Origin of the sequence: Paenarthrobacter ilicis (genome assembly GCF_016907545.1) — a bacterium.
Taxonomy (GTDB): domain Bacteria; phylum Actinomycetota; class Actinomycetes; order Actinomycetales; family Micrococcaceae; genus Arthrobacter; species Arthrobacter ilicis.
The window spans coordinates 122,062-143,235 of sequence record NZ_JAFBCD010000001.1 but is presented as its reverse complement, the minus strand read 5'-3'; the positions used below and the strand labels follow the sequence as shown (position 1 = coordinate 143,235).

Genomic DNA, 21,174 nt, shown 5'->3' with positions numbered 1-21,174 from the left:
GCGCGCGAGGCCGTTAGGCCGCGACTGGGAGCACCAACAGGTATCCGGTGGGCAGGGCGCTGCTCCATCGTCGTGGATCCCGGACCACGAACTGGGTGGAAAGTTGCTGCGGGGTGAGGAGGCTGTTGGGTTCCGGTGACGGACCCCACTGTCCGCTGCCGTAAGGGTAGAGCGGATCGAGGACTCGAACACCCGTGACGGCAAACTCAGCGAATTGGGATGGGTCGCCCACAGATTCGAAGCCGCTCATGACCCAGGCATGGCGCCCGCTCCACATCACCAGTCCTACTGGCCTGCCGGTTTCGGCGATGGCACGCGCAGCCGTTTGCAATGTGTCCTCATAGTTGGGAACGCTGACCACCCTGTATGGGCCCATCCCCACTTCAGTGAGTACCTGTGCCCAGCCATAGGGGTTGGCACCGTTGAAGGAGTCGGATGAGCGGGCTCTCGCCATTTCCCACAATTCGCTTTGTTGGGCCGTGCCAGCCCACGAGCCACCCCCAGTGTCATCCACAAGGTTGTGCGCCATTTGAATGCTCGCCGCGACGCACCAGTCGAAGGTGTACTGCGGGACGAAATCACCGTCACGGTAAAGGTTCAAACTGAAAGGCTGCGGCACTGGCGCCGGTGCAGCCACAGCCGGCGGGGGAGGATCAGTTGCCGGCGCTCCCTGCGTGGGCGAGCCCGACGCCTGAGTGGGCGTGGTTGGGGCCGGAGTTGGGGCCGCCGAAGCAACGCCCGTTCCCTGAGCAGAAGGCCCCGCGACAGGCCCGGCTTGGATTGAGGATGAGGTTTGCTCCGTGCTGGTGGCAGTCGTACCCATCGGTGAACAGCCTGCGACTGAACACCCTGCAGCAAGGACCGCCAAAGAGGCGAGCCAAAGGATTGGACGGGCATGCGCACCGGTCATGACTCAGTTTAGCTCCGGCCTTTGCCGAAACTCGAGGGTTCAGGAGACGTCACTGCCCGGCCCTTGGCGCCCCCATTGCCGCACGGCGCACCCGTTAAGCGCCGACGCCGCACCCGTTAGCGCCCGGCGCACCAGTGGTAACGGGCGCGAAAGACGGAAAGGGGTGCGGCGAAAAGGTTTGAGCGCGGGTCCCGCGGACCGGAAAGGGGTGCGGCGGAAAGGGGTGGGTCTACTCGTAGACGTGGGGAGCCAGGGTGCCCACGAAGTCCAGGTTGCGGTACTTCTCGGCGTAGTCCAGGCCGTAGCCAACAACGAATTCATTGGGGATGTCGTAGCCGATGTACTTGACGTCGATTTCCACCTTGGCCGCAGTGGGCTTACGGAAAGCCGTGCAGATTTCCACGCTGGCGGTGCCGCGGGATTCCAGGTTGGACTTGAGCCAGGAAAGGGTCAGGCCGGAATCGATGATGTCCTCGACAATGAGCACGTCTTTGCCCATGAGGTCCGTGTCCAGGTCCTTGAGGATTCGGACAACACCGGACGACTGGGTGCCGGAGCCGTAGGACGAGACTGCCATCCAGTCCATGCTGACGTGGCTGTGAAGCGCGCGGGCAAGATCAGCCATCACCATGACAGCACCCTTGAGGACGCCGACAAGGAGGATGTCGCGTCCCTCGTAATCCTTGTCGATCTGCGCCGCGAGTTCCGCGATGCGTGTTTGGATCTGCTCTTTGGTGTAAAGAACGTGCTTGAGATCTGCCTGGACGTCGTTTGAATCCACCAATGGCTCCTGTGTTGATGCTCGGGTGCGGCTACTGTTGGGGCGATTTTTGATGCCGGAATACTAGCTTCCCACAGCCCGCGGCGTCGCGGGGACCTGCTGGCGCCGAATCCGGGGCTGTGGAACCCTCCGGACCAGCCTCAGGAACGGAACGCTGATGCTCCAGATCGGCCAGGGACAGGCGGTACACGCTGACGTGGCCGGGAAGCTCCACGGGTCCGGCCGAACCCTGCCGGCGCAGCAACGCTTCCGCGGCCAACAGGCGCCCGTAGCCGGGTTGTTGACCCCCGACGGCGGCCGCGGCCTTGGCGATCACACGGAACCTCAGCGCCGAGGGAAGCACGCGGACCTGGTCCTCGGGCAGCCAGGCATCGCGGCCTTGGCGCTGGACCAGTGAGAGAAAGGTCTCGTTGGCCAGTTCCTCCAGGAAATCGGCGTCCTGTTGAAGGATCGATGCGGTCCTTGCCAGGGATTCAGCAACACCTGGACCGAGCTTTTCTTCCAGGACCGGCATGACCTCAACCCGGGTCCGCGAGCGCGCAAAGGCCGGGTCAGCGTTGCTGGGATCGTGCCAGGTATCCAGTTCTTCAACGTCGCAGATTTCCAGGGTTTCGGCACGGCGCAGGCCCAGGAAGGGGCGGAGCAAACGCCCGCGCGCGGGCCTCATGCCGGCGAGGGACCGCGTTCCGGAACCGCGGGCCAGGCCAAGGAGTACCTGTTCGGCCTGGTCATCGAGGGTGTGGCCCAAGAGAATTGCCCCGCAGTCATATTCGTCTGCAGCAGCTTCCAGCGCTGCGTGCCGGGCATCGCGGGCCGCAGCTTCGGGTCCGAACCCTGTGGCGGCCACGGACACCGTGCTGACCGAGACGGGAGACAATCCCAGATCCTGAAGCACTGCTGCGGTCCGGGCGGCCACATCCGCGGATCCGGGTTGCAGTTGGTGGTCCACCACCACGGCTGCCACGGACACCGGGCGCCCATCAACGTGTCCGCGGCGGGCGAAGTAGGCGGCTACTGAAGCGAGGGCCAACGAATCCGGGCCGCCACTGCAGGCAACCAGGACGCGCGCGGGATAGTCGGCGGCGGCCAGGGCGTTTTGCAGGTGCTTGCGTGCTTTGCCGACGACGGGCGCCAAACGTCCGGGCCGTCGTCGTCCCTTGCCCGCAGCAGCTCCATCAGCTGGAACGCTCAAAGCCCCATCCGCTCCAGCCACAGCTTGGAGTTGTGGATTTCTTCTTCAGTGGGCAGGAACTCCGCAGCTTCCCAGACCTTGTTGAAGCCTTCCATGCCGGCCACAGCCACAACCTCGCGGACAAACTTGGCGCCATCGGTGTACTGGCGCATCTTGGCATCGAGGCCCAGGAGGCTGCGAATGAATTTCTCCACCACACCCCGGTCCTTGCCGCGGGCGTTGAAGCGCTGCCGGATGGTCCTCACGGAGGGAACGATGGAGGCGTCAACGGCGTCCATGACCACGTTGGCATGGCCTTCCAGGAGGCTCATCACGGCCGTGATGTGGGACAGTGAGGCCTTTTCTTCAGGGTTCTGGAGCAGGTCCAGGATGGCGCCGCGGCCGGGTACCTTGTTTGAGGGGTTCCGATCCTTGAGGGATTTGGCAATGGCGCCTGCCCGGTCCACCAAGGTGTCCATGTTGCCCAGGAGGTTGCCGCTGAGCTTTTCGATCTCGTCCAGCATGTGGTGCCGCAGCCACGGAGCAGCCGCGAACTGCACCCGGTGGGTTTGTTCGTGCAGGCAGACCCAGAGGCGGAAATCTTCGGGTTGGACGTTGAGCTCGCGCTCTACGGAAATGATGTTGGGCGCAACAAGCAGGAGGCGGCCCCCAGGCGGAACGTTCGAGTCCGGAGCCAAGGCAGCAAAGGGATCGTACTGGCCCAGTACTTTGCTGGAGAGGAACGCCAGGACGGCTCCGAGTTGGGCGCCCGTGATGGCTCCGCTGGCGGCCACTGCTGCCGGGGACATTGCCGCGTCGCTCCGGCTTTCCAGCATCTTCCTGAGCGCCGGTTGGAGCATCACGGCGAAGCTTTGTGTGTTCGCCTTGGACCAGGATGCCCGGTCCACCACCAGCACATGGGAGTCACGAAGGTCCCGCGCGGCATCCAGCCCGGTGATGTCGTGGACGTGCGGTACGGAGATGTCCGCGTTGAATCGCAGGTTCTCCACCGCTTTGTCGATGTCCGAAGCACTGAGCTCCGGTCCTGGAGGGGCCAGGCGCGCCGCCGTGGAGGCGGCCAGGTCCCAGTTGATCAGGGACGGGGCCCCTGCTGACGAATCTCGGGCAGATGACACCATAAGGACCATCACACCACACGTGGCTGACACCGGGCCTTAAGTTCGCTGGACGCGGATCAAGCCGGACCGGATCAATCAGCCCCTGCAGCCGCAGGACGCCAGGGCGGCCGCAGACTGGTCCATGGCAATCTTGTTGGCGGCGGCGCCGGGTTCCAGTCCGTTGCCGATGAAAGAGAACACCAGCAAGCGCCCGTCTGCGTCCACCACGTAGCCGCTGAGGGCAATGACCGTATTCAAGGTTCCCGTTTTGGCCCGCACCAACCCCGCACCTCCGGAGGTGGTGGCATCCCCGTACCTGTCATCCAGCGTTCCGGTCAGCCCCGCTACGGGAAACCCGTCCAAGGCCGATCTCAGAGCCAGGTCCGTGCCGCTGGTGATGGCCCGGACCACCTCGCCGAACTGCCGTGCGCTGACCTGGTTTTCCAAGGCAAGGCCGGAAACATCGGCCAACTGCATCGCGTCCGTGGCGATTCCCAACTCCCCCAGCCTTTGCCGCACGGCCGCAGTGGCGCCGTCGTACGTGGCTTGCTTGCCTGACGCCGCGGCGGTCATCCGCCCCAGTGCCTCGGCCAGGAAGTTGTCCGAGGTCTCCAGCATGAGGTCCACCTGCTCACCCACGGTGGCGGACTCAGCTGATGCCAGCACCTTGGCGGGGAGGCCTTTGCCGCGTTCGACGCCGGGACCCACCTGTACGCCGGCAGCCACCAACTGCGCGGCGAAGGCCTGGGCAGTGGTGATGGCCGAATCCTGCGGCCGCGGGCCGGTCAGCACCCCGGGCGAATACCGGCCCGAGTTCAGTGCCAGGGAGAAGAGCGGCGCGGTTTCACCGGCAGCGACGTCGTCCAGGCTCCAGGCGGGGTTGAGGGATGCCCCGCTGAAAAGGGAGTCATCCACCTGGACCGTGATGGGGCCCGCGACTTTCGCGGCCTTCAAAGCCGCTGCGGTGTCCGCTGCCAGCGACGCCAGGCCGGCGCGGCCTTGAACGGCAGCAGGATCGGACAAGGAGTCGCCCAGCAGGACGTCCCCTCCCCCGGTAAGGACCACAGTGGAGGGATCGCTGGCTGCAAGGACGCGGGTGGTGAAACGGGAATCCGGACCCAGCGCCTTCAAAGCGGCCACGGCGGTCAGGAGTTTCATGTTGGATGCCGGGATGCGGTTGGCGGCTGCGTCGCGGTCAAAAAGAACCGTTCCCGTGGCTGCGTCCATGACGACGCCGGTGATGCTGCCGCCGCCCGCCGGCTTCAGCGTGTCATTGAGCAACCGCGTCACCTGCGAGGGCGCGGGGACGGGCGCGCCGGAATCCAGGGGCAGAACGCCGCTGGATCCGCTCAGGGCGGCGGGCTCCTGCTGCCACGCGGGGGTGGAAGGAGCCGGTTTGCTTGTACTGAGCAGGCCCGGAACCATGCCGGACACCACCACTGCGGCAAGGCACAGCAGTACGACAGCCAACAGCGCCGCCCATTTCAAGCGCCCCCAACCCGTGGATTGCCCTGCCCGGACATCCCCGTTCTTAAAGCCCATCATGAAAGGTGCTTGGTCCTGTCAGTCCTGAAATGTCCCGCCGGTTCAAGAAACCAGGGGCTCTCGCTATATCCTCAATAGTAGTCGGCGGCACCGGCCGGGCTTTTGCCTGCCGCGCCCCACCCACACCCGTCAAGGAGCATTCCATGAAGCACGACGTGACCATCGAGATCCCCAAGGGATCGCGCGTCAAGTACGAAGTTGACCACGAAACCGGCCGTGTCCGCCTGGACCGCGTCCTGTTCACCTCCATGCAGTACCCCACGCACTACGGTTTCTTCGAGAACACCCTGGGCGAAGACGGCGATCCGCTGGACGCGCTGGTGCTCCTGCAGGACTTCGATCTGCACCCGGGCGTCATTGTTGAGTCCCGCCCCATCGGCGTGTTCAACATGACCGACGACGGCGGCGGAGATGCCAAGGTTCTCTGCGTTCCCGTGGACGCACGTTTTGACCACATCCAGGAAGTCAGCGACGTCAGCGAATACCTGATCAAGGAAATCGAGCACTTCTTCACCCGCTACAAGGACCTGGAGCCCGGCAAGTGGGTCAAGGCCGAAGGCTGGGGCGACCGCGCGGCTGCCGAAGCCGAGCTGGAAGCTTCGATCAAGCGTTACGTTCCCGCTGCGGGACACTGATTTTCCCCCAACTGGGTCGCAATTAAGCACGTTATGAGCTGTCAAAACGCGCACTAATGCGACCCAGTTGGGTTCCGACGGCGGTCGGTGCGGTTCCCGGGGAACCCCACCGGCCGCCGTCGCTCTTTTAATCCACATGGGCATGTCTCCCCATCGCGCCGAAGTGTCCGGTCCGCCTAGTCTGGGACGAGACTTTTCGATGCATGTACACAGGGGGTTCCTCATGGCTGGGTTTTACGGCGCGGACATCGCGCAGCTTCGCAGTCTGGCAGGGGTGATGGGCAAGGCGGCCGACGCCATCAGCCTGCAAGGCACACAGCTTTCCAACGCCATCAACTCCACAACGGCGTGGCAGGGCCGCGACGCCACGGTCTTCAAGGGCGATTGGAACAGCCAGCACCGGCAGAGCCTGATGAAGGCTGCCAACATGCTGCGGGAGAACGCCAGCCAGCTGAAGAAGCACGCCAACCAGCAGGAATTCGCCAGCCACAATGACGGCTCCGGCACGTCCGTGGGCGTGCTGAAGGACGTGTTCGACACCGGCTCCGGCGTCAAGGACCTGGCCGCCCAGCTGTGGACCGCTTACAAGTACGGCAAGCTGGGGCACGCCGAATGGGTGAAGACCCGTGAGGTACTTACCAACTGGCGTGCCGGTGGAACCGTCATCCGGGATGCCCTGACGGCGCTGCGCAACGGTGAAAAAGTCACTGACGTCCTCACGGACCTCAAGGCCAACATCCCGTTCAGCCAGGCATTCCAGGACGCCAGCAAGTTCTCCAAAGGCCTCCGCATTGCGGGTGCCCTGGCCGCGCCACTGAACATTGTGGGCGGCATCAGTGACATGATCAATCCCCAACATGACGGGTGGCGGGGCACCGGCGACCGCGTTGCCGGCGGCCTTTCCGTGGTGGGCGGCGTAGGAAGCATCATGCTCATGACGGCGGGCGGCGCTGCCATGCTGGGCCCCATCGGCGCCCCGATCGTGATCGGGGCCGGAATCGTTGCCGGAGCCTGGGCTTTGGGCAACTTGGTGGCCGACAACTGGGATTCCATTTCCAACTTTGCCCGAAACCCGGGCAGTTACATCGCCGATGGTGCCAAGGAGGTGGCAGGGTTCGCCAAGGACGTAGGCAGTAAGGTTGCAGATGGGGTCGGTAATGCCGCCAAGTCAGTTGGAAACTTTGTCGGAGGGATATTCGGATGACCACCAGCACCATGAAATGGACCCAACGGGACATTGAGGCCGCGGCCAAGGTCCTTGCTTCGGCCAGTGCTGACGGGACTGCGCTGCCAACGTTGACCGATGAAGAAGTTGTTGCATTGGACGGCGTCCAGCACGAACAGCTGGTGGCGCTGCCCTGGCTTTCGGCCCAGGACGCCAATAAAGAATTGATGTGCGCCATTGCCCTCCGCGGTCTTCTTGCGAAGGAGCTTGTGTACCCGGTGATCTTTGAGGGCGAGACTGAACCCACCCGCCTCCACGCCACCGAGGACATCACCGGCGCCCTGACCCTTCGCCGCAGTGGCAGCAGCGTCATCTCGGTGGAGCGCACGGTCTCCACCGGAAAGCGCTGGCTCTACGGATACTTGCACGACGACGGTGCACTCCTGGAAGAAATCGACGAGGGTGGCCTGCACGGGTTCACCGTGGTGACCCGCGATCACCTGGTGTCACGCGTGGCAGCATTCGTTGACCCGGACAACGCAGCCGCCCGCGACACTGATCCTGCCGAGTACACCGAGGCTCAGTTCGAGGAGCATGCCGCCTCCGCGCTGGCCGACACCCGCGCTGCCAGCAATGTTGTTGGTTTCAGTGCCGACACGGACGAGTTCCCCACCGTGACGGTCTACACCGGACCTTCCGGCGTCAGCGTCCTCACTCCCCGGGTGAGCGGAGAAACCGTGTCGCTGGAACTCAAGGAAACGTCCGCAGCTTCCCTGAACCACGTCCTGGCAGGACTCGCAGGCCTGGCCTGACCCACAGCAGCCACGCCACCCACCGCCGTCGAGCCTGAAAGCCCTCAATGAGCACTCCGAAGTCCAGCATCGCAACCGGCTTGGTTGATGCAGCCAACGGCCGTCCCGTGCGGAGCCATACCCAGACCGGCGCCTACTTCGTCAAAGCTTCCGGCAGTGCGCACTTTTGGGGCAGGGTCCTGGATGCGCTGGTCTTCCTGGTGGGCTACTCCGTGCTGGCGACCATCGTTGCCGTGGTACGCCAATCCATGATGAACAGCGGATCAGCCCTGGGCTACAACGACGGCGCGTGGCTGACCATCTACGTGATTCTGTGGTTCGTAGGCCTGTTTGTTTATGGCATGTTCTGGGGCACCGTGGGAAGCGTGGGTGACGCTGCGGCGGGCATGCGCTCCGTGCGCATTAAAGACGGTACGACGGCGGGTGCCTGGCTGGGCGGTTGGCGCGCCATTTGCTGGTCCTTCTTCCCGTTCTTTCTGGTGATGGTGATCGCAGCTGCAGTGTCCGGCGGTTCCGGCGATACTTGGGACCCCAAGTTTGCGGCGGTGGACCGGCGTTCCGGACTCGCCCAGGGGCAGGCGCCGTTACCCGACCCCAAGGCTGCGGCCGCGCAGAACGCCACTGCTGCCGAGCAACAAAATCTTCCCAACCTTTACGGCCAGCGCCCGGATGCGCGGCCGTAACTGGCTGGTCCGCCGGGTTGAGCGGCGCCTGGAACCCGGGCTTGGGCGCCTCCGTTATGTGGCGGGCTCCAGGCACATCTTCTGGAAGGCCCTCATTCCCTGCTTGGTGACAGGGTTCGTGTTCGGCACCATTGCCGAGTTCGTCAGCCCCATCCGTTCCACAAGGGAGCCAGGGCACTTCAACGATCCCCTCTTCTTTGTTGTGACCAGCACCCTGACCGGCCTGGTGCTGTGGTCCATGACGCTTCTGGGCAGTTTCCGGAAACTGTTGGTGTTCGATCGCGGCCTGGTTGCCAGATATTCACAGAAGCAGACCCGGTTGGTGTTCCCTTGGGAAGACATCACAGCCGGCTCCTACAAAACAGTCACCACGGACGATCGATCTGATCCCGAGCGGCGTTTGGTGGCCCAGCACAAAGTTTCCCTGGGTGCGGGCGGCCGCAATGCGCTGGTGTTCCACGCCCGCGGAACGTTCTGGGTATTTTCCACCAATGACCCCGTCGAACCACTGGTGGCAAGCGTGCGCTCGGCCCTGGCTGACTCCGGATCGCCGGGTAGGGACCGGACGCCGGCGGATGCAGCGGCCGGCGCCCTTCCCGCCGTCGTGGTCACCGGACGCACTTCCTTGGAGTAGGGAAAGCGATGTGGAAGCCTGACCTTGCAGAGCCACTACCAGCCGGTAGCATGTGATCCACCATGTTCACACTCACCATCAACCAACGCGACAGCCGCCGCGACGGCGATCTCGTGCCGCAACTCCTCAAGGACCTGCGCCACATTCCCGCGCGTTTGGATTTTGACCGCTCAGTGGAAGATGAAGTGCAGGGCATTGTTGACTCCGGCCACCAAGCCGTGGAATCCGCACTGATAGCCCTGAGATCGGACCAGTGGTACGTGGGGATCGGTGTGGGACCCATCAACGAACCCTTGCCCAATCTGGTGCGGGACGCTTCCGGCCACGGGCTGGTGTATGCACGCCGGGCTGTTGACCGCCTGCGCAACAGCAAGGAACGGGTGCCGGTGGCCGTGGACGGCCCCTTGGCCGCCTTGGCATCGGAGGCCGAAGCTGTGCTCCGGCTCTTGGGCCATATTGTGCAGCACCGGAGTGCCGCTGAGTGGAGGGTGCTGGATTTGCTGACGCCAGGCGTCCGTGGCCAGCAGAAAACCGTGGCGCAGGAGCTTGGCATCACCACCCAGGCCGTCAGCAAAGCGCTGGCCCGGGCCCAGTGGGTTGAAGAGCACGCCGCTCGGCCCGCAGCGGCGAGGTTACTGCAGCTGATCCTCGACGTGCGCTGAACACCGAAAGCCGCAGCAGATGCCCCGATGATGAATCCGGGACATCCGCTGCGGCTGCGGTTCTGCTGACCAGAAGGGCCGGCAACGGTGTTACTGATTGCTGATATTGTCCTTGGCCGTGCCAGCGCGGTCCTGGACGTCGGCGGCCGCGGCCTGGCCCTCGTCCTTGACGTTGACGGCGGCCTCGGTGGCAGTGTCCTTAACGCTCTGGACGGCTTCCTGGGCGGGCTGCTTCAGGTGTTCCGCGACTTCCTGGGCCGCGTGGCTCAGTTCGTCCGTGAGAGGCTGGGCCGCATCCTTGAGGGCGTGCGCAGCTTCGCGCTCTTTCTCCGACGGCGGGAAGAGTGCGGAGAGCAAGAGGCCGGCTCCGAAGGCGATGAGTCCGGCGGCCACAGGGCTGCCCTGTGCCTTGCTCTTGATCATCTGGGGCGCATCGCCAAGATCCGAGACAGCGCCGGAGACGTTGTCCGTCACCCCGGAAACAGCTCCGCCGGCACGGTGCGCCGCATCGGCCGCCCGGTCCTGAACGTCATCGCGGGCGCCGAACACGGCGGACTTGATCTTGTCCACCCGGCGGTTGACGATATGCGACGGAGTGACCTTGTCAGCCACGGCATCAACGTTGGTGCTGAGCCGCCGGCGAGTTTCTTCGATATCGGCGCGCAGGGCGTCGGGGTTCTGCGTCATCGTGTCTCCTCAGTGTTCGGTTTCAAAGCAGGGGGTATTTCCTTGACCGTTTCAGCGGTCCTGGGCAAGCCCTTGATGGCTTTCAGTTCCTTGCGGCCCACGGATGCCAGAACCGCGGCGATGATGCCCCAGATGACGGCAACAATGACCGCGGACCATCCCAGACCAACCAGCTGGCCCAACGCCCACCAAAGTGCGATGGACAGGAACAGCACAGTGATGTGGCCCGCGTAGGCCGCGCCACCGAGCATTCCCGCGCCCTTGCCGGCTTTGGAGGCGGAGTCCTTGATCTCCACCTTGGCCAGCTCAACCTCCTGGCGCATCAAGGTGGAGATATCCCTTGTGACGTCGCTTAGGAGTTCGCCAAGGGGAAGGGTTTCTGCCTTCACGTGGGCTGTAGAGGGAGGCAGATCAGCGGGACTGCTCATCGGTTACCTCCGTAATGGGGATCGTCCGGGCGTCCCAGGCCATCGGGATCAAGGGGTCCGGCGTCGTAACCGGTGGTGGTGGCCGAACCGTATCCAGCCGTGGTGGCCGTTGGACCCGGGAGATCAACGGCGGGAGGGGTCACTGCCCCACCCTGCGAGGGGTAGTAGACAGCCCGCGGGGTTTCCGTGGAAACGTCCGTGGTGCCCGTGGCGGATCCGCCGCCCACAGGAGTGTTGTCGGCCATGCCGCGTCCGAGGCGGCCGGCGAGGATGCCTGCTCCGGCAGCGATGAGGAGGAAGGTTCCGGGCTTGCGGCGTGCAAAGCCCTTCACTTCATCCAGGAGGGAACCGGGATCCCGTCCGTCCAGCCACTGGGCAATGGAGGAGGAGCGCTGGGCTGCCTGCTGGACGAGGTCCGTTGCCACGCCACCGTTCTCGGTGGACTTTGCCATGGTGGACAGCTCGTCGGAGATGGAACGCAGGCCGTCGGCAACGCGCTGCTGCTGCGCTTGGGCCTGGTCCGTCAGTTCACCCTTGGTCTGGTGAAGCAGTTGCCGGGCGTTGACCTTGACTTCCTGGGCCACGTGACCGGCCTCGGTCTTGGCAGTATCCACGACTCCGCCCGCGGCGTCTCCCACAACGCTGGCAACTCCTGCGGCTTCCTGCTTCGCAGCATCAACCTTGCCGGAATTGCCGGAATCCGTGCCGGATCCGGTGGTAGCGGTATGAGCTGTTTCAAATTCAACGTCCCGCGAATCCAGGTAGCTTCCGGTGAACGGTTCGGTACCTGCGGTGCCGCCGTTACGTGGTGCCGCGAAGCTTCCGTCCTGCGGCGATTGGCTCTCAGTCATTGTCGCTCTCTTTCCACAGTTGGCAGGCTGCGGACAGCAGCCGGGATAGTAAGTATCGTTACTATCAAAGGTTGTGTACCCGCCTTGTCGCGTTCTAATCACGAAATATCGAAAAGGATGGCGTCCCTCACGGATGACCCTTTCCCACTCGACAGCAACCTGATTACCTGCGACGTTTGATGAATGAGCCAATTGCCCCTTAGGCGGCGGCTGATCCCCGCTCTGCGCAGGACCGTTACCCGCCACCGCCTGTTGTTTGCAGCCAAAACCGCCATCGCCGCAGGCTTGGCGTGGTGGCTCGCACCCCATATGCCGGGCCCGGCCGCCGCCTACCCCTACTACGCACCGCTGGGCGCCCTGGTGAGCATGCATCCCACTGTGGCCGATTCCGCCAAGCACGGACTCCAAAGCCTGGGCGGATTGATCCTGGGCATAGGGATGGCGTTCATCATTACCTCGGTTGCAGACCCAAATTCCTTCTCCGTGGCCCTGGTGGTGGGACTCGGAGTCCTGATCGGCGGCCTTCCCAGGCTTGGCTCAGCCTCTGAGTGGATCCCCATGGCAGCCCTGTTCGTCCTCTTATTGGGGGACTCCAACGCCCAGGGATTCTCCTTTGGCTACGTTATCCAGATGGCCTTGGGTGTGGCGGTTGGCTTCACGGTGAACTGGCTGGTGATCCCGCCACTGCACCTGGACGACATTGATCCCGCGATCGCGGGGCATCAGAAAGCACTTACCCGCCAACTCAGGGATATGGCCAAGGCAATGAAGGAATCCTGGCCGCCCAACCACGAGGCCTGGGCCAGTCGCAGCAACCAACTAAGCCTGACGGCGGCAGGAGTCCGGACCGCCGTCCACCAGGCGGAAGTGAGCGCCAAAGCGAACCCCAGGTCCCGGCGTCGCGCCACCCGATTGCCCGGCGACCTGGCCGGCCTGCAGACCTTGGAGCGGCTGACGTTTCACGTGCAGGACATCACCGACGTCCTCCAGAGTGCCATTTGGGAAGAGGATGAGGGAACGGATATCCCGGACTCAGTGGTGGAATACCTTTCCGAGTCCTTGGATGCCGCGGCGTCCGTGATCGAACACTGGCGGGATGCGGAATCGGAAGAGCTGTCCACCCGTTTGGCCGAAGCCAAGGACAGCATCTCCGCGCTCAGCACAGCAGTGGCCGATGCCGCCGCGGACCAGGCTCCCGTCAACGCACCGGCGTCGGTGGCCATGAGCCTGCGCAGGATCCTGACGGTGGTGCTGACCTCCGACCTACCGAGGAGTGAGGGGCGGTGACGCCGCCCGTCGCAGTTGATAAAGCGCTCACCCCCTGCTTGACCCCGGATGTTCCGTCCGCAGGGCCCGCATTTGCTGCTGGATAGTGTCCAGAAGTTGGGTTTGCAGGGACACCAGCACCTTGGACAGCTTGCGTGAAACCTGCATTTGGGACATGCCCAGCGCCTCGGCAATGGTGGACTGGGTTTCCTCCCGGTAGTAGCGCCGGTACAACAGATGGCGGTCTTCTGCGCTGAGGCCCCTGATGGCGTTGCGCAGGGCAAGCACATCATCCAAGCGATCGGTGGGGCACCCGTCGGCCGACAGCGAACCCTGCAGCCCATCGCGGCCCTCATCCGCTGGAACGTCCAGGGAATCCGGGCGTTTGCTGGTTCCGGCCATCAAGGCCTCGCGCACCTGGCACTCATCAAGTTGCAGGTCCTGGGCCACTTCCTCCGGGGACGGTGTTCGTTGAAGCGTCTGGGTCATTTCCTCGGTCCGTGCCAGGACCTGACGCCGGACGTCCTGAATGGTGCGGGGCGGCCGGACTACCCAGCAGTGGTCCCGGAGGTACCGCTTGACCTCGCCGGCGATCGTGGGCGCTGCGTAGGCCGGAAAGCTGACTCCCTTGGCTTCGTCGTACCCGCGTGAGGCTTTGATGAGGCCCATGTAAGCCACTTGGCGGACGTCGTCCAGGTCATGGGTGTGGGCGGAGTATCTGGCCGCAATGGATTTGGCCAGATTGAGATGGTCCAGGACAAGGCTGTCCTGGAAGCTCTGGCGGATGCTCCCCTCCGGAGCGGCGGGACGCCTTGTACGAACGTCGAAAGGTCCGGTTTGACGCATGGGTGTCAATCCTCTGAAGGGATGTGATTGAGCCCACGGCAAGACTCCTTAAAAAGGAAAGCACACTTACTATTGGCTTTCAACGGGTGTGCGGGGTTAGTCTCAAAAGGAAGCCATGTACAACGCACCGGAGGTGAAGATGGAAGAGCCGCAGCTTACCCAGTCCACTACGGTGCTGGGCGAAATCCAGGATCTGTTGCTTGCCTCGCCCGACGTTGAGGCGTTTCTGGCCGAGCTGGCACAGCACTCGGCGGCGATGTTCAGCGATACGGGCAAAGAGGTTTATTGCGGCATCACGTTGCTGAGTGCGCGGGCTGCCGGCACCGTCGCGAGCAGTAGCGAACGCGCCAGGCAACTGGACGAGGTGCAGTACGCTTTCGCGGATGGTCCCTGCTTGCGCGCATGCAGGGAGGGGACCATGGTGCTGATCAACGACTTCGAGAAAGACAACACGTGGCCGGACTATAACCAGGCCATCACCGGCCACGGCCTCCGCTCCGTGCTGGCAGTCCCGTTCGAGCTCACGGACCAGTCCACACGCGCGGGCCTGAATCTTTACTCGGACCGCCCTAACGCGTTCGATCAATCCGCCGTCCAACGGGCCCAGGACTACGTGCAGCAAGCTGCCAAGGGTCTTCAATTGGCCGTGGTCATAGCACAGCACAGCCGAAAAGCGGCCGATCTACGGGCCGCCATGGAATCCCGGACGGTCATTGATGTGGCCACCGGGATCATCATCGCCCAAAATCGTTGCACTCAGGTTGAAGCCATGGAACTCATCAAGAAGGCTTCCAGCAACCGGAACGTCAAGCTCCGTGCAGTTGCGCAGGCCATTGTGGAATCGGCTGGTGGCGGGACTATCCAGACGGTATTTAAATAGCCAGACTGAATAAGCGTCGGCTGTAAGAGTCAGTGCCCTAAGGGCGGAGGGCCGCCCAAAAAGGGAACGATTATCGAGTTCCATGTGGCGTGCTGCAGCAGGGCAAGAATGAGGTAAGTGACCGGTGCGATGGCCCGGCGCGTCCAGTACGGGACTCGGTTTCCGATGACAGAGCAGATGCCCATCGCGAGAATCGCGGCCAAGGACGGAACCGCAATAAGCAGCTCCTGGTACGGACGCGGCCAGCAGCCTTCGTAGAGGCATTGGTTATCGACGTCGAGAAACTCAAATTCAGAAAGGATAGGCAGGAAAATCAGGATCATGAACGCGAAGATGATCGCGCCCACCAACTGCGCCGCATCGAGCCGGGCAGTGGGCAGCCCTGAGGGCTTTGATCCAAACCACAGTGAGACCCCGACCGCGGTGAGAATGACCATGAAGAGCCATTAAGATAATTCCTTACCCGGGAAAATCAAATCTGGCCGTACCAGGGAGATTCTCTCCAAGCCGCCGCTACCAAGGCCCGTCCAGAAGGTGGAAGCGAGCAAGAGCAAGAACCCCAAGGTCAGTTGCACGAAGCGGAAGGCAGTGCCCAAAGGAACCCAAGTGGGCACGGCTTTCGTGTTGTTCATGGGATCACCCTAAAGGACCAGACAAACAGTGGAGCGAATGCGGAACGGCCGGGCCCGCTTCGGAGCGAACTGATCTCAGTGCCCCTCACTCCCCCGCTTACTCCACGGTGAACATCACGGACGGGTAGCCGGATGCGCCATCGGGCACGGGTTCTGCCTTCTTGTCGGTCTGGACCTCGCCGGTGCCATCGGTGGCACGGGCCCTTACGTAGTGCGAGCCCGGGGTGGCATCCCACTCGAAGGACCACTGGCGCCAGGTGACGGTTGAGGCTTCGTCGGAAAGAGTGGCTTCCTGCCACTCGCCGTCGTCAATCTGGATCTCAACCTTGGTGATACCCCGGGTCTGGGCCCAGGCCGTACCGCCAAAGGCAGCCCTTCCGGCCGGCACCTTGGCAAAGGACGTGGGGACGTCCACACGGGCCATGGTCTTGATGGGACCGCGCTCGGACCAGCCGCGGTCGGTCCAGTAGGCCTTGTTGTCCGCAAACCGGGTCACTTCAAGGTCCACCACCCATTTGGTGGCGGAAACAAAACCGTAGAGGCCAGGAACCACCATGCGGACGGGGTAGCCGTGCTCCAAGGGCAACGGTTCGCCGTTCATGCCGATGGCAAACATGGCATCGCGATCATCCTGGAGGACGTCCAAAGGGGTGGAGGCGCTGAATCCGTCAATGGACTTGGAGAGCACCATGTCTGCGCCATCCTTGGGTTTGGCCTTGGCCAGCACGTCACGGATGGGAAGGCCCAGCCATTTGGCGTTGCCCACCAATTTGCCACCCACGGCGTTGGAGACACAGGTGAGGGTCACATGTGATTCGATCAGCTCCGCATCCAGCAGATCCTGGAAGGTGAGGGTCACTTCCTGCTCCACCATCCCGTGCACCCTCAAACTCCAGTCCTTGATGTTGATCTCAGGGACGCTGAGAGCAGTATCAATCCGGTAGAAGTCGTTGTTGGGCGTCAACCATGAGCTGACACCGGGCACCGGGGATTGCACGTTGGCCGGAACGGCGGCGGCCGGCTTGACCGGCGTCGGCAGTTTCAGGGCGTCGCGCGCTTCGGCGATGTTGTTGCGTGCCGCGCTCAAGAGCCTGCCACCGGTGGCAGTGATACCGGCAGCAACTGCAGTGATTCCGGCAGTTGCGAAGAAACGACGGCGGCTGGCACCTTTGGCTCCGGCCGGGGCGTCAGCTTCCGGTGCAGTGAAGTCGGCTGCCTGGGCTTCGGCTGCCGTATATTCAGCACCGTCCGATGCCTTCAGCGCCCACAACGGTTTGATGAGGATCCGCAGCGCCACCAGGCCTGCCACGGTCCCCACCACGGAAGGGATGGCGTCCACGGGGCTCACACCTGCACGGGTTACCACGCTGGCCACAATGACTGCTCCCATGAACAGCACACCCAGGACACCCAGAACCCACTTGCGGTAGGCCACGATGCCCAGCACACACGCCAGCAGTGCGATCGTCAGGCCCATGCCCACGAACAGCGCCGCCTTGTCATTGGTGCCGAAGGTGGCGATTGCAAAGTCCTTCAGCTTGGGCGGCGTGAAGTCAATGAAAGTCGATCCCAAGGCGAACAGCGGTGTTGCCCGGGAGGTGAAGAATGCACCCACCAGCTCAGCGACACCCAGCACCACCGCGGCCGAAACCACGCCAGCCAGTGCGGCCATGCCATTGATGCCTTTGGTCCTGCTTCTGAGCTTTGCCATGCAGGTAATTCGGAGCGGCACCCGCCGGGGATTGGTGGAGTGGGGAAGGGATCCGGCGGCCCACTGAGTTCACCCGCCGTTAAGCCCCTGCTGTGGCGCCGGTCCTAGTTCAGTGTCCGTGGTGTCTGTTGTACTGGAAGCATGACTATTTTGACTGATACTCCAGTTGCTGGCATCGATGACCAGCTGAACAACAACAAACTCATGATTGCCCTGGACGTCGACGGCACGTTGGTGGATCACGACGGCCACATGACCCCCGCAGTCCGTTCCGCCGCCCAGGCCGTGGTGGCCGAGGGGCACGACGTCATGATCGCCACCGGCCGCTCACTCAATGCCACGCTGCCCATCATCCAGCAGATCGGCATGGAACGCGGTTACGCCGTGTGTTGCAACGGCGGCGTGACCCTGCGCCTGGACCCCACGCTGGAGTCCGGCTACCAGATCATCCACAAGGCCACGTTCGATCCCGCGCCGGCGTTGAAAGCGCTGCGCGAGCGGCTGCCCAACGCCAAGTACGCACTGGAGGACCAGGACGGAAACTTCCTGTCCACTGAGCGCTTCCAGGACGCCAGCTTCGGCGTGGAGTCCATCGGGGTGGACTTCCAAACCATGCTGGACGCCACCGCGGTCCGCGTGGTGGTCTTCAGCTCGGACAACACCTCGGACGAGTTCAATGACGCCATCAAGCACATAGGACTTTCCGGCGTCACTTACTCCGTCGGCTGGACGGCCTGGCTGGACATTGCGGCCGAGGGCGTCACCAAGGCCAGCGCCCTGGAGGCACTTCGCCGGAAACTCGGCACGGATCGGGCCAACACGGTTGCTGTGGGTGACGGCCGGAATGACATCGAGATGCTGACATGGGCCGGCCGGGGCGTCGCCATGGGCCAGGCACCGGATGAGGTCATCGCCGCAGCGGACGAGGTCACCGATTCAGTACTGGACGACGGCGCCGCACGGGTTCTGCGCAGCCTGCTGTAACTGCCGCAAACAGAACGCCCGGGGCCAGGTGTTTCCACCGGGACCCGGGCGTTTGCTGTATGTGCAGGAATCAGAGAACGGGCAGGACTTCCAGTCCGCCGAGGTACTTCTGCAACGCCTTGGGAACGTTGACCGAGCCGTCCGGGTTCTGGTGGTGCTCAAGGATCGCCACGATCCACCGGGTGGTGGCCAGCGTGCCGTTGAGGGTTGCCACTGCGCGGGTGCCCTTGGCCACACCTTCGTCGTTCACCACGCGTTCGCGGATATTGAGGCGGCGTGCCTGGAACGTGGTGCAGTTGGAGGTGGATGTGAGCTCACGGTAAGCGTTCTGTGTGGGCACCCATGCTTCACAGTCGAACTTGCGGGCTGCTGACATTCCCAGATCTCCGGCAGCAGTGTCGATCACGCGGTAGGGAAGCTCGCACTTGGCCAGCATCTCCTCTTCCCAGGCCAGGAGTCGGGCGTGCTCAGCGGCCGCTTCCTCAACAGTGGTGTAGATGAACATTTCCACCTTGTTGAACTGGTGGACGCGGATGATCCCCCGGGTGTCCTTGCCGTGGGAACCGGCCTCGCGGCGGTAGCACGAGCTCTGGCCCGCGTAGCGGATGGGGCCGTCGGAAAGGTCCAGGATTTCGTCGGCGTGGTACCCGGCCAGGGCCACCTCCGAAGTTCCCACAAGGTAAAGGTCGTCTTCAGCGAGACGGTAGATCTCGGCGTCGTGCTTTACATCAAAGCCGGTGCCCTGCATGGTCTCCGGACGCACCAAAGTGGGAGTGATCATGGGAACGAAGCCGGCATCAATGGCCTGCTCCATGGCCATCTGCAGGAGAGCCATTTCCAAGCGGGCACCAACGCCGCGGAGGAAGTAGAAACGCGATCCGGAAACCTTCGCGCCGCGCTCCATATCAATGGCGCCGATCAGCTCACCGATTTCCAGATGGTCCTTGGGCTCGAAGTCCTTGAACTCGCGGGGAGTGCCCACGGTCTTCACCACAACGTAGTCGTCCTCGCCGCCCTCGGGGACTCCGTCAACAACAAGGTTGGGGATGACCCGCAGCAGTTCCTCCTGCTTGGCCTGGGCAGCGGCGGCTTCCGTGGAAGCGGCCTTGACCGAGTTGGCCAGTTCCTTGACCTCGGCCAACAGCGCCCGCTTCTCCTCGCCCTTGGCCTGCGCCACCCTCTTGCCGAAGGCGTTCTGCTCGGCACGGAGGGTTTCGTGGCGGATCAGCGCTGCACGGCGATCGGAGTCAGCGGAGATGATCGCGTCCACAACGGACTCATCGGCCCCACGGGCGCGCTGGCTGGCCCGGAACTTGTCCGGATTTTCGCTGAGGTCTTTTACGTCGATCACCACACAAGAGTATCGAATCAGCCGCGGATTTCCGGTGCTGACCGGCCTAAGGAGCCACCGGGGTGCCGGCCCGTCCAAGCGGCATGGTCCGGGAGGATAGTGTTGGAGCACCATGAGCGACTGGATCCTGTACGTGATTCTGGCTGGGGGCGTGGCGTTTGCCGTCTCCAGTTGGTGGGGTGTGCGCCGATTGAGGGCACGGCACATCAGGAGCGCAGTCCGGGAGGACGCCCACAAGCCCGGGCCCGGCAGCCAAAAGGTTGCCGTGATCCTGAACCCCGTGAAAGTCAACTCGGACGTCGCCCGCAAAGGCATCATGGAGGCCTGCGAACTGGCCGGCTGGGACGCGCCCCGGTTCTACGAAACCACCGTGGAGGATCCCGGTTACGGGCAGACCCGGCAAGCCCTGGCACACGGGGCCGAAGTGGTGCTGGCATGCGGTGGTGACGGCACGGTCCGCGTGGTGGCTGAATGCCTGGCGCACAAGAACGTGGCTCTGGGCCTGATTCCCCTGGGTACCGGAAACCTGTTGGCACGGAATGTGGACCTGGATGTGACCAGCATGGATGACTGCATCCAGAACGCACTCTTCGGCCATCAGCGGTTCATCGATACCGCCACCATGACCATCTCCAACAGCATCACCGGGGAATCATCCGCCCATACGTTCCTGGTGATCGCAGGAATGGGCCTGGATGCCGAGGTCATGGGAGATACCAAGGAAGACCTCAAAAAGAGCGTCGGGTGGCTGGCTTACACCGAAGCGGGGGTCCGGCACCTACCGGGGCGCAGGAAGCGCGTCAGCATCACATTGGACGACGAGCCTGAACAGAGCCGCAAAATACGCAGCGTGCTGTTCGCCAACTGCGGCCTGATTCCCGGCGGCATAGATTTCATCCCGCAGGCCATGGTGGATGACGGCATGCTGGACATTGTGGTGATGAGCCCGCGCAGCGCGTTCGGCTGGATCGCCATGTACACAAAGATTCTCTTCAAGCACAAACACAACCTGCCCATGATGAGCTTCTACCGCTCCGGCAAGGTGACCATCCGCAGCCAGGAACCCATGGCAACGCAACTGGACGGCGACCCTTCGGGCGAAGCCACCAAGGTCACCGTCCAGGTAGAACCCGGATCACTGTTGGTCCGGGTCCCCAAGGTGGCATCAGCCTAGATCGATCCGGCGTCCGGCTCGGGGGCGTTCCTCTGGGCCTCTTCCATGGCTTCTTTGGCTGCCGCCCGGTCCTCGGATTGCTCCTTGATCAACGCCTGCTCCTCTTCAAACCGCAGGCGATCGGCGCGGTCTGCATCGTCCCCGTCCCAATCCTCACTGTTCCCGCTGGAGGGCTTGGGGTTGACGATCATGCCTTGGCCGTCTTTGTCGTCGCTGTGGACAGTCATGACCGTTCCCTTCGTTGGTAA

At 63.4% G+C, this 21,174-nt stretch carries 23 protein-coding genes; 10 read left to right on the top strand and 13 right to left on the bottom strand.

Going from position 1 to position 21,174, the window contains the following annotated elements:
- Nucleotides 1–13: 13 nt before the first annotated feature.
- The 5 genes from JOE60_RS00690 to dacB form a co-directional block, all read right to left on the bottom strand.
- Nucleotides 14–601, bottom strand: a complete 588-nt coding sequence (locus tag JOE60_RS00690; protein ID WP_275588117.1) for a hypothetical protein — start codon at nucleotides 599–601, stop codon at nucleotides 14–16.
- Nucleotides 602–1,139: 538 nt separating this feature from the next.
- The gene (hpt, locus tag JOE60_RS00685) at nucleotides 1,140–1,691 is read right to left on the bottom strand and encodes a hypoxanthine phosphoribosyltransferase (protein ID WP_167268358.1); all 552 of its coding nucleotides are present in this window, start codon (nucleotides 1,689–1,691) and stop codon (nucleotides 1,140–1,142) included.
- 31 nt (nucleotides 1,692–1,722) lie between these two features.
- Complete coding sequence (gene tilS, locus JOE60_RS00680; protein ID WP_167268471.1) at nucleotides 1,723–2,793, bottom strand: tRNA lysidine(34) synthetase TilS; 1,071 nt, start codon at nucleotides 2,791–2,793, stop codon at nucleotides 1,723–1,725.
- 86 nt (nucleotides 2,794–2,879) lie between these two features.
- Nucleotides 2,880–4,001: a zinc-dependent metalloprotease gene (locus tag JOE60_RS00675; protein WP_167268356.1), complete on the bottom strand. Its 1,122-nt coding sequence runs from the start codon at nucleotides 3,999–4,001 to the stop codon at nucleotides 2,880–2,882.
- 75 nt (nucleotides 4,002–4,076) lie between these two features.
- Entirely contained in the window at nucleotides 4,077–5,522 is a 1,446-nt protein-coding gene (dacB, locus tag JOE60_RS00670; protein WP_167268468.1) for a D-alanyl-D-alanine carboxypeptidase/D-alanyl-D-alanine endopeptidase, read from the bottom strand.
- A 146-nt stretch (nucleotides 5,523–5,668) separates the two neighbouring features.
- Between dacB and JOE60_RS00665 the strand changes: the two genes are divergently transcribed.
- The 6 genes from JOE60_RS00665 (at nucleotide 5,669) to JOE60_RS00640 (ending at nucleotide 10,116) form a co-directional block, all read left to right on the top strand.
- Nucleotides 5,669–6,160 carry an inorganic diphosphatase gene (locus JOE60_RS00665; RefSeq protein ID WP_167268354.1) on the top strand — a complete coding sequence of 164 codons (492 nt, stop codon included), beginning with the start codon at nucleotides 5,669–5,671 and terminating at the stop codon, nucleotides 6,158–6,160.
- 223 nt (nucleotides 6,161–6,383) lie between these two features.
- Nucleotides 6,384–7,364, top strand: a complete 981-nt coding sequence (locus JOE60_RS00660) for a hypothetical protein (protein WP_167268352.1) — start codon at nucleotides 6,384–6,386, stop codon at nucleotides 7,362–7,364.
- On the top strand, nucleotides 7,361–8,137 hold the full coding sequence (locus tag JOE60_RS00655; protein ID WP_167268350.1) for a hypothetical protein: 777 nt from the start codon (nucleotides 7,361–7,363) through the stop codon (nucleotides 8,135–8,137). The genes JOE60_RS00660 and JOE60_RS00655 overlap by 4 nt, the downstream gene beginning before the upstream one ends.
- Before the next feature lie 47 nt (nucleotides 8,138–8,184).
- Nucleotides 8,185–8,820 (top strand): RDD family protein, encoded by a 636-nt coding sequence (locus JOE60_RS00650; RefSeq protein WP_167268348.1) that lies wholly within the window; start codon nucleotides 8,185–8,187, stop codon nucleotides 8,818–8,820.
- On the top strand, nucleotides 8,807–9,454 hold the full coding sequence (locus JOE60_RS00645; RefSeq protein WP_167268346.1) for a hypothetical protein: 648 nt from the start codon (nucleotides 8,807–8,809) through the stop codon (nucleotides 9,452–9,454). The genes JOE60_RS00650 and JOE60_RS00645 overlap by 14 nt, the downstream gene beginning before the upstream one ends.
- Nucleotides 9,455–9,516: 62 nt before the next feature.
- Nucleotides 9,517–10,116, top strand: coding sequence for a hypothetical protein (locus JOE60_RS00640; protein ID WP_167268344.1), 600 nt, complete (start codon nucleotides 9,517–9,519; stop codon nucleotides 10,114–10,116).
- Nucleotides 10,117–10,206: 90 nt separating this feature from the next.
- Here JOE60_RS00640 and JOE60_RS00635 read toward each other — a convergent pair whose 3' ends face one another.
- From JOE60_RS00635 to JOE60_RS00625, 3 genes are read right to left on the bottom strand one after another with little or no spacing between them, the layout of a single operon-like run.
- Nucleotides 10,207–10,803, bottom strand: coding sequence for a DUF3618 domain-containing protein (locus JOE60_RS00635; protein WP_167268342.1), 597 nt, complete (start codon nucleotides 10,801–10,803; stop codon nucleotides 10,207–10,209).
- A complete protein-coding gene (locus tag JOE60_RS00630; RefSeq protein ID WP_167268340.1) occupies nucleotides 10,800–11,231 on the bottom strand; it encodes a phage holin family protein in 432 nt (143 codons plus the stop codon). The genes JOE60_RS00635 and JOE60_RS00630 overlap by 4 nt, the downstream gene beginning before the upstream one ends.
- Nucleotides 11,228–12,082, bottom strand: coding sequence for a hypothetical protein (locus tag JOE60_RS00625; RefSeq protein ID WP_239528779.1), 855 nt, complete (start codon nucleotides 12,080–12,082; stop codon nucleotides 11,228–11,230). Before JOE60_RS00625 ends, JOE60_RS00630 begins: the two co-directional genes overlap by 4 nt.
- A 183-nt stretch (nucleotides 12,083–12,265) precedes the next feature.
- Here JOE60_RS00625 and JOE60_RS00620 point away from each other — a divergent pair, with 183 nt between their 5' ends.
- Complete coding sequence (locus tag JOE60_RS00620; RefSeq protein WP_239528778.1) at nucleotides 12,266–13,369, top strand: FUSC family protein; 1,104 nt, start codon at nucleotides 12,266–12,268, stop codon at nucleotides 13,367–13,369.
- A 27-nt stretch (nucleotides 13,370–13,396) separates the two neighbouring features.
- On the opposite strand, the gene JOE60_RS00615 is transcribed toward JOE60_RS00620, so the two are convergent.
- On the bottom strand, nucleotides 13,397–14,194 hold the full coding sequence (locus tag JOE60_RS00615; protein ID WP_167268338.1) for a sigma-70 family RNA polymerase sigma factor: 798 nt from the start codon (nucleotides 14,192–14,194) through the stop codon (nucleotides 13,397–13,399).
- 139 nt (nucleotides 14,195–14,333) lie between these two features.
- Here JOE60_RS00615 and JOE60_RS00610 point away from each other — a divergent pair, with 139 nt between their 5' ends.
- Entirely contained in the window at nucleotides 14,334–15,074 is a 741-nt protein-coding gene (locus JOE60_RS00610; RefSeq protein ID WP_167268462.1) for a GAF and ANTAR domain-containing protein, read from the top strand.
- A 29-nt stretch (nucleotides 15,075–15,103) separates the two neighbouring features.
- Here JOE60_RS00610 and JOE60_RS00605 read toward each other — a convergent pair whose 3' ends face one another.
- Both JOE60_RS00605 and JOE60_RS00600 read right to left on the bottom strand, forming a co-directional pair.
- A complete protein-coding gene (locus JOE60_RS00605; protein ID WP_167268336.1) occupies nucleotides 15,104–15,511 on the bottom strand; it encodes a hypothetical protein in 408 nt (135 codons plus the stop codon).
- 292 nt (nucleotides 15,512–15,803) lie between these two features.
- The gene (locus JOE60_RS00600) at nucleotides 15,804–17,417 is read right to left on the bottom strand and encodes a molybdopterin-dependent oxidoreductase (protein ID WP_239528777.1); all 1,614 of its coding nucleotides are present in this window, start codon (nucleotides 17,415–17,417) and stop codon (nucleotides 15,804–15,806) included.
- Nucleotides 17,418–17,558: 141 nt separating this feature from the next.
- Here JOE60_RS00600 and JOE60_RS00595 point away from each other — a divergent pair, with 141 nt between their 5' ends.
- Nucleotides 17,559–18,401 (top strand): HAD family hydrolase, encoded by an 843-nt coding sequence (locus tag JOE60_RS00595; RefSeq protein ID WP_167268334.1) that lies wholly within the window; start codon nucleotides 17,559–17,561, stop codon nucleotides 18,399–18,401.
- A 70-nt stretch (nucleotides 18,402–18,471) separates the two neighbouring features.
- On the opposite strand, the gene serS is transcribed toward JOE60_RS00595, so the two are convergent.
- On the bottom strand, nucleotides 18,472–19,752 hold the full coding sequence (gene serS, locus JOE60_RS00590) for a serine--tRNA ligase (protein ID WP_167268332.1): 1,281 nt from the start codon (nucleotides 19,750–19,752) through the stop codon (nucleotides 18,472–18,474).
- A gap of 112 nt (nucleotides 19,753–19,864) precedes the next feature.
- Here serS and JOE60_RS00585 point away from each other — a divergent pair, with 112 nt between their 5' ends.
- Nucleotides 19,865–20,926, top strand: coding sequence for a diacylglycerol kinase family protein (locus tag JOE60_RS00585; protein WP_167268330.1), 1,062 nt, complete (start codon nucleotides 19,865–19,867; stop codon nucleotides 20,924–20,926).
- On the opposite strand, the gene JOE60_RS00580 is transcribed toward JOE60_RS00585, so the two are convergent.
- A complete protein-coding gene (locus JOE60_RS00580) occupies nucleotides 20,923–21,153 on the bottom strand; it encodes a hypothetical protein (protein ID WP_167268328.1) in 231 nt (76 codons plus the stop codon). The genes JOE60_RS00585 and JOE60_RS00580 overlap by 4 nt on opposite strands.
- Nucleotides 21,154–21,174 lie beyond the last annotated feature (21 nt).

What these genes read in the sequence shown, in the direction of transcription:
- JOE60_RS00675 (WP_167268356.1), bottom strand. Translation starts at nt 4,001, where the DNA reads ATGGTGTCATCTGCCCGAGATTCGTCAGCAGGGGCCCCGTCCCTGATC.
- dacB (WP_167268468.1), bottom strand. Translation starts at nt 5,522, where the DNA reads ATGGGCTTTAAGAACGGGGATGTCCGGGCAGGGCAATCCACGGGTTGG.
- JOE60_RS00665 (WP_167268354.1), top strand. Translation starts at nt 5,669, where the DNA reads ATGAAGCACGACGTGACCATCGAGATCCCCAAGGGATCGCGCGTCAAG.
- JOE60_RS00660 (WP_167268352.1), top strand. Translation starts at nt 6,384, where the DNA reads ATGGCTGGGTTTTACGGCGCGGACATCGCGCAGCTTCGCAGTCTGGCA.
- JOE60_RS00655 (WP_167268350.1), top strand. Translation starts at nt 7,361, where the DNA reads ATGACCACCAGCACCATGAAATGGACCCAACGGGACATTGAGGCCGCG.
- JOE60_RS00650 (WP_167268348.1), top strand. Translation starts at nt 8,185, where the DNA reads ATGAGCACTCCGAAGTCCAGCATCGCAACCGGCTTGGTTGATGCAGCC.
- JOE60_RS00645 (WP_167268346.1), top strand. Translation starts at nt 8,807, where the DNA reads ATGCGCGGCCGTAACTGGCTGGTCCGCCGGGTTGAGCGGCGCCTGGAA.
- JOE60_RS00640 (WP_167268344.1), top strand. Translation starts at nt 9,517, where the DNA reads ATGTTCACACTCACCATCAACCAACGCGACAGCCGCCGCGACGGCGAT.
- JOE60_RS00635 (WP_167268342.1), bottom strand. Translation starts at nt 10,803, where the DNA reads ATGACGCAGAACCCCGACGCCCTGCGCGCCGATATCGAAGAAACTCGC.
- JOE60_RS00630 (WP_167268340.1), bottom strand. Translation starts at nt 11,231, where the DNA reads ATGAGCAGTCCCGCTGATCTGCCTCCCTCTACAGCCCACGTGAAGGCA.
- JOE60_RS00625 (WP_239528779.1), bottom strand. Translation starts at nt 12,082, where the DNA reads ATGACTGAGAGCCAATCGCCGCAGGACGGAAGCTTCGCGGCACCACGT.
- JOE60_RS00620 (WP_239528778.1), top strand. Translation starts at nt 12,266, where the DNA reads ATGAGCCAATTGCCCCTTAGGCGGCGGCTGATCCCCGCTCTGCGCAGG.
- JOE60_RS00615 (WP_167268338.1), bottom strand. Translation starts at nt 14,194, where the DNA reads ATGCGTCAAACCGGACCTTTCGACGTTCGTACAAGGCGTCCCGCCGCT.
- JOE60_RS00610 (WP_167268462.1), top strand. Translation starts at nt 14,334, where the DNA reads ATGGAAGAGCCGCAGCTTACCCAGTCCACTACGGTGCTGGGCGAAATC.
- JOE60_RS00605 (WP_167268336.1), bottom strand. Translation starts at nt 15,511, where the DNA reads ATGGTCATTCTCACCGCGGTCGGGGTCTCACTGTGGTTTGGATCAAAG.
- JOE60_RS00600 (WP_239528777.1), bottom strand. Translation starts at nt 17,417, where the DNA reads ATGGCAAAGCTCAGAAGCAGGACCAAAGGCATCAATGGCATGGCCGCA.
- JOE60_RS00595 (WP_167268334.1), top strand. Translation starts at nt 17,559, where the DNA reads ATGACTATTTTGACTGATACTCCAGTTGCTGGCATCGATGACCAGCTG.
- JOE60_RS00585 (WP_167268330.1), top strand. Translation starts at nt 19,865, where the DNA reads ATGAGCGACTGGATCCTGTACGTGATTCTGGCTGGGGGCGTGGCGTTT.
- JOE60_RS00580 (WP_167268328.1), bottom strand. Translation starts at nt 21,153, where the DNA reads ATGACTGTCCACAGCGACGACAAAGACGGCCAAGGCATGATCGTCAAC.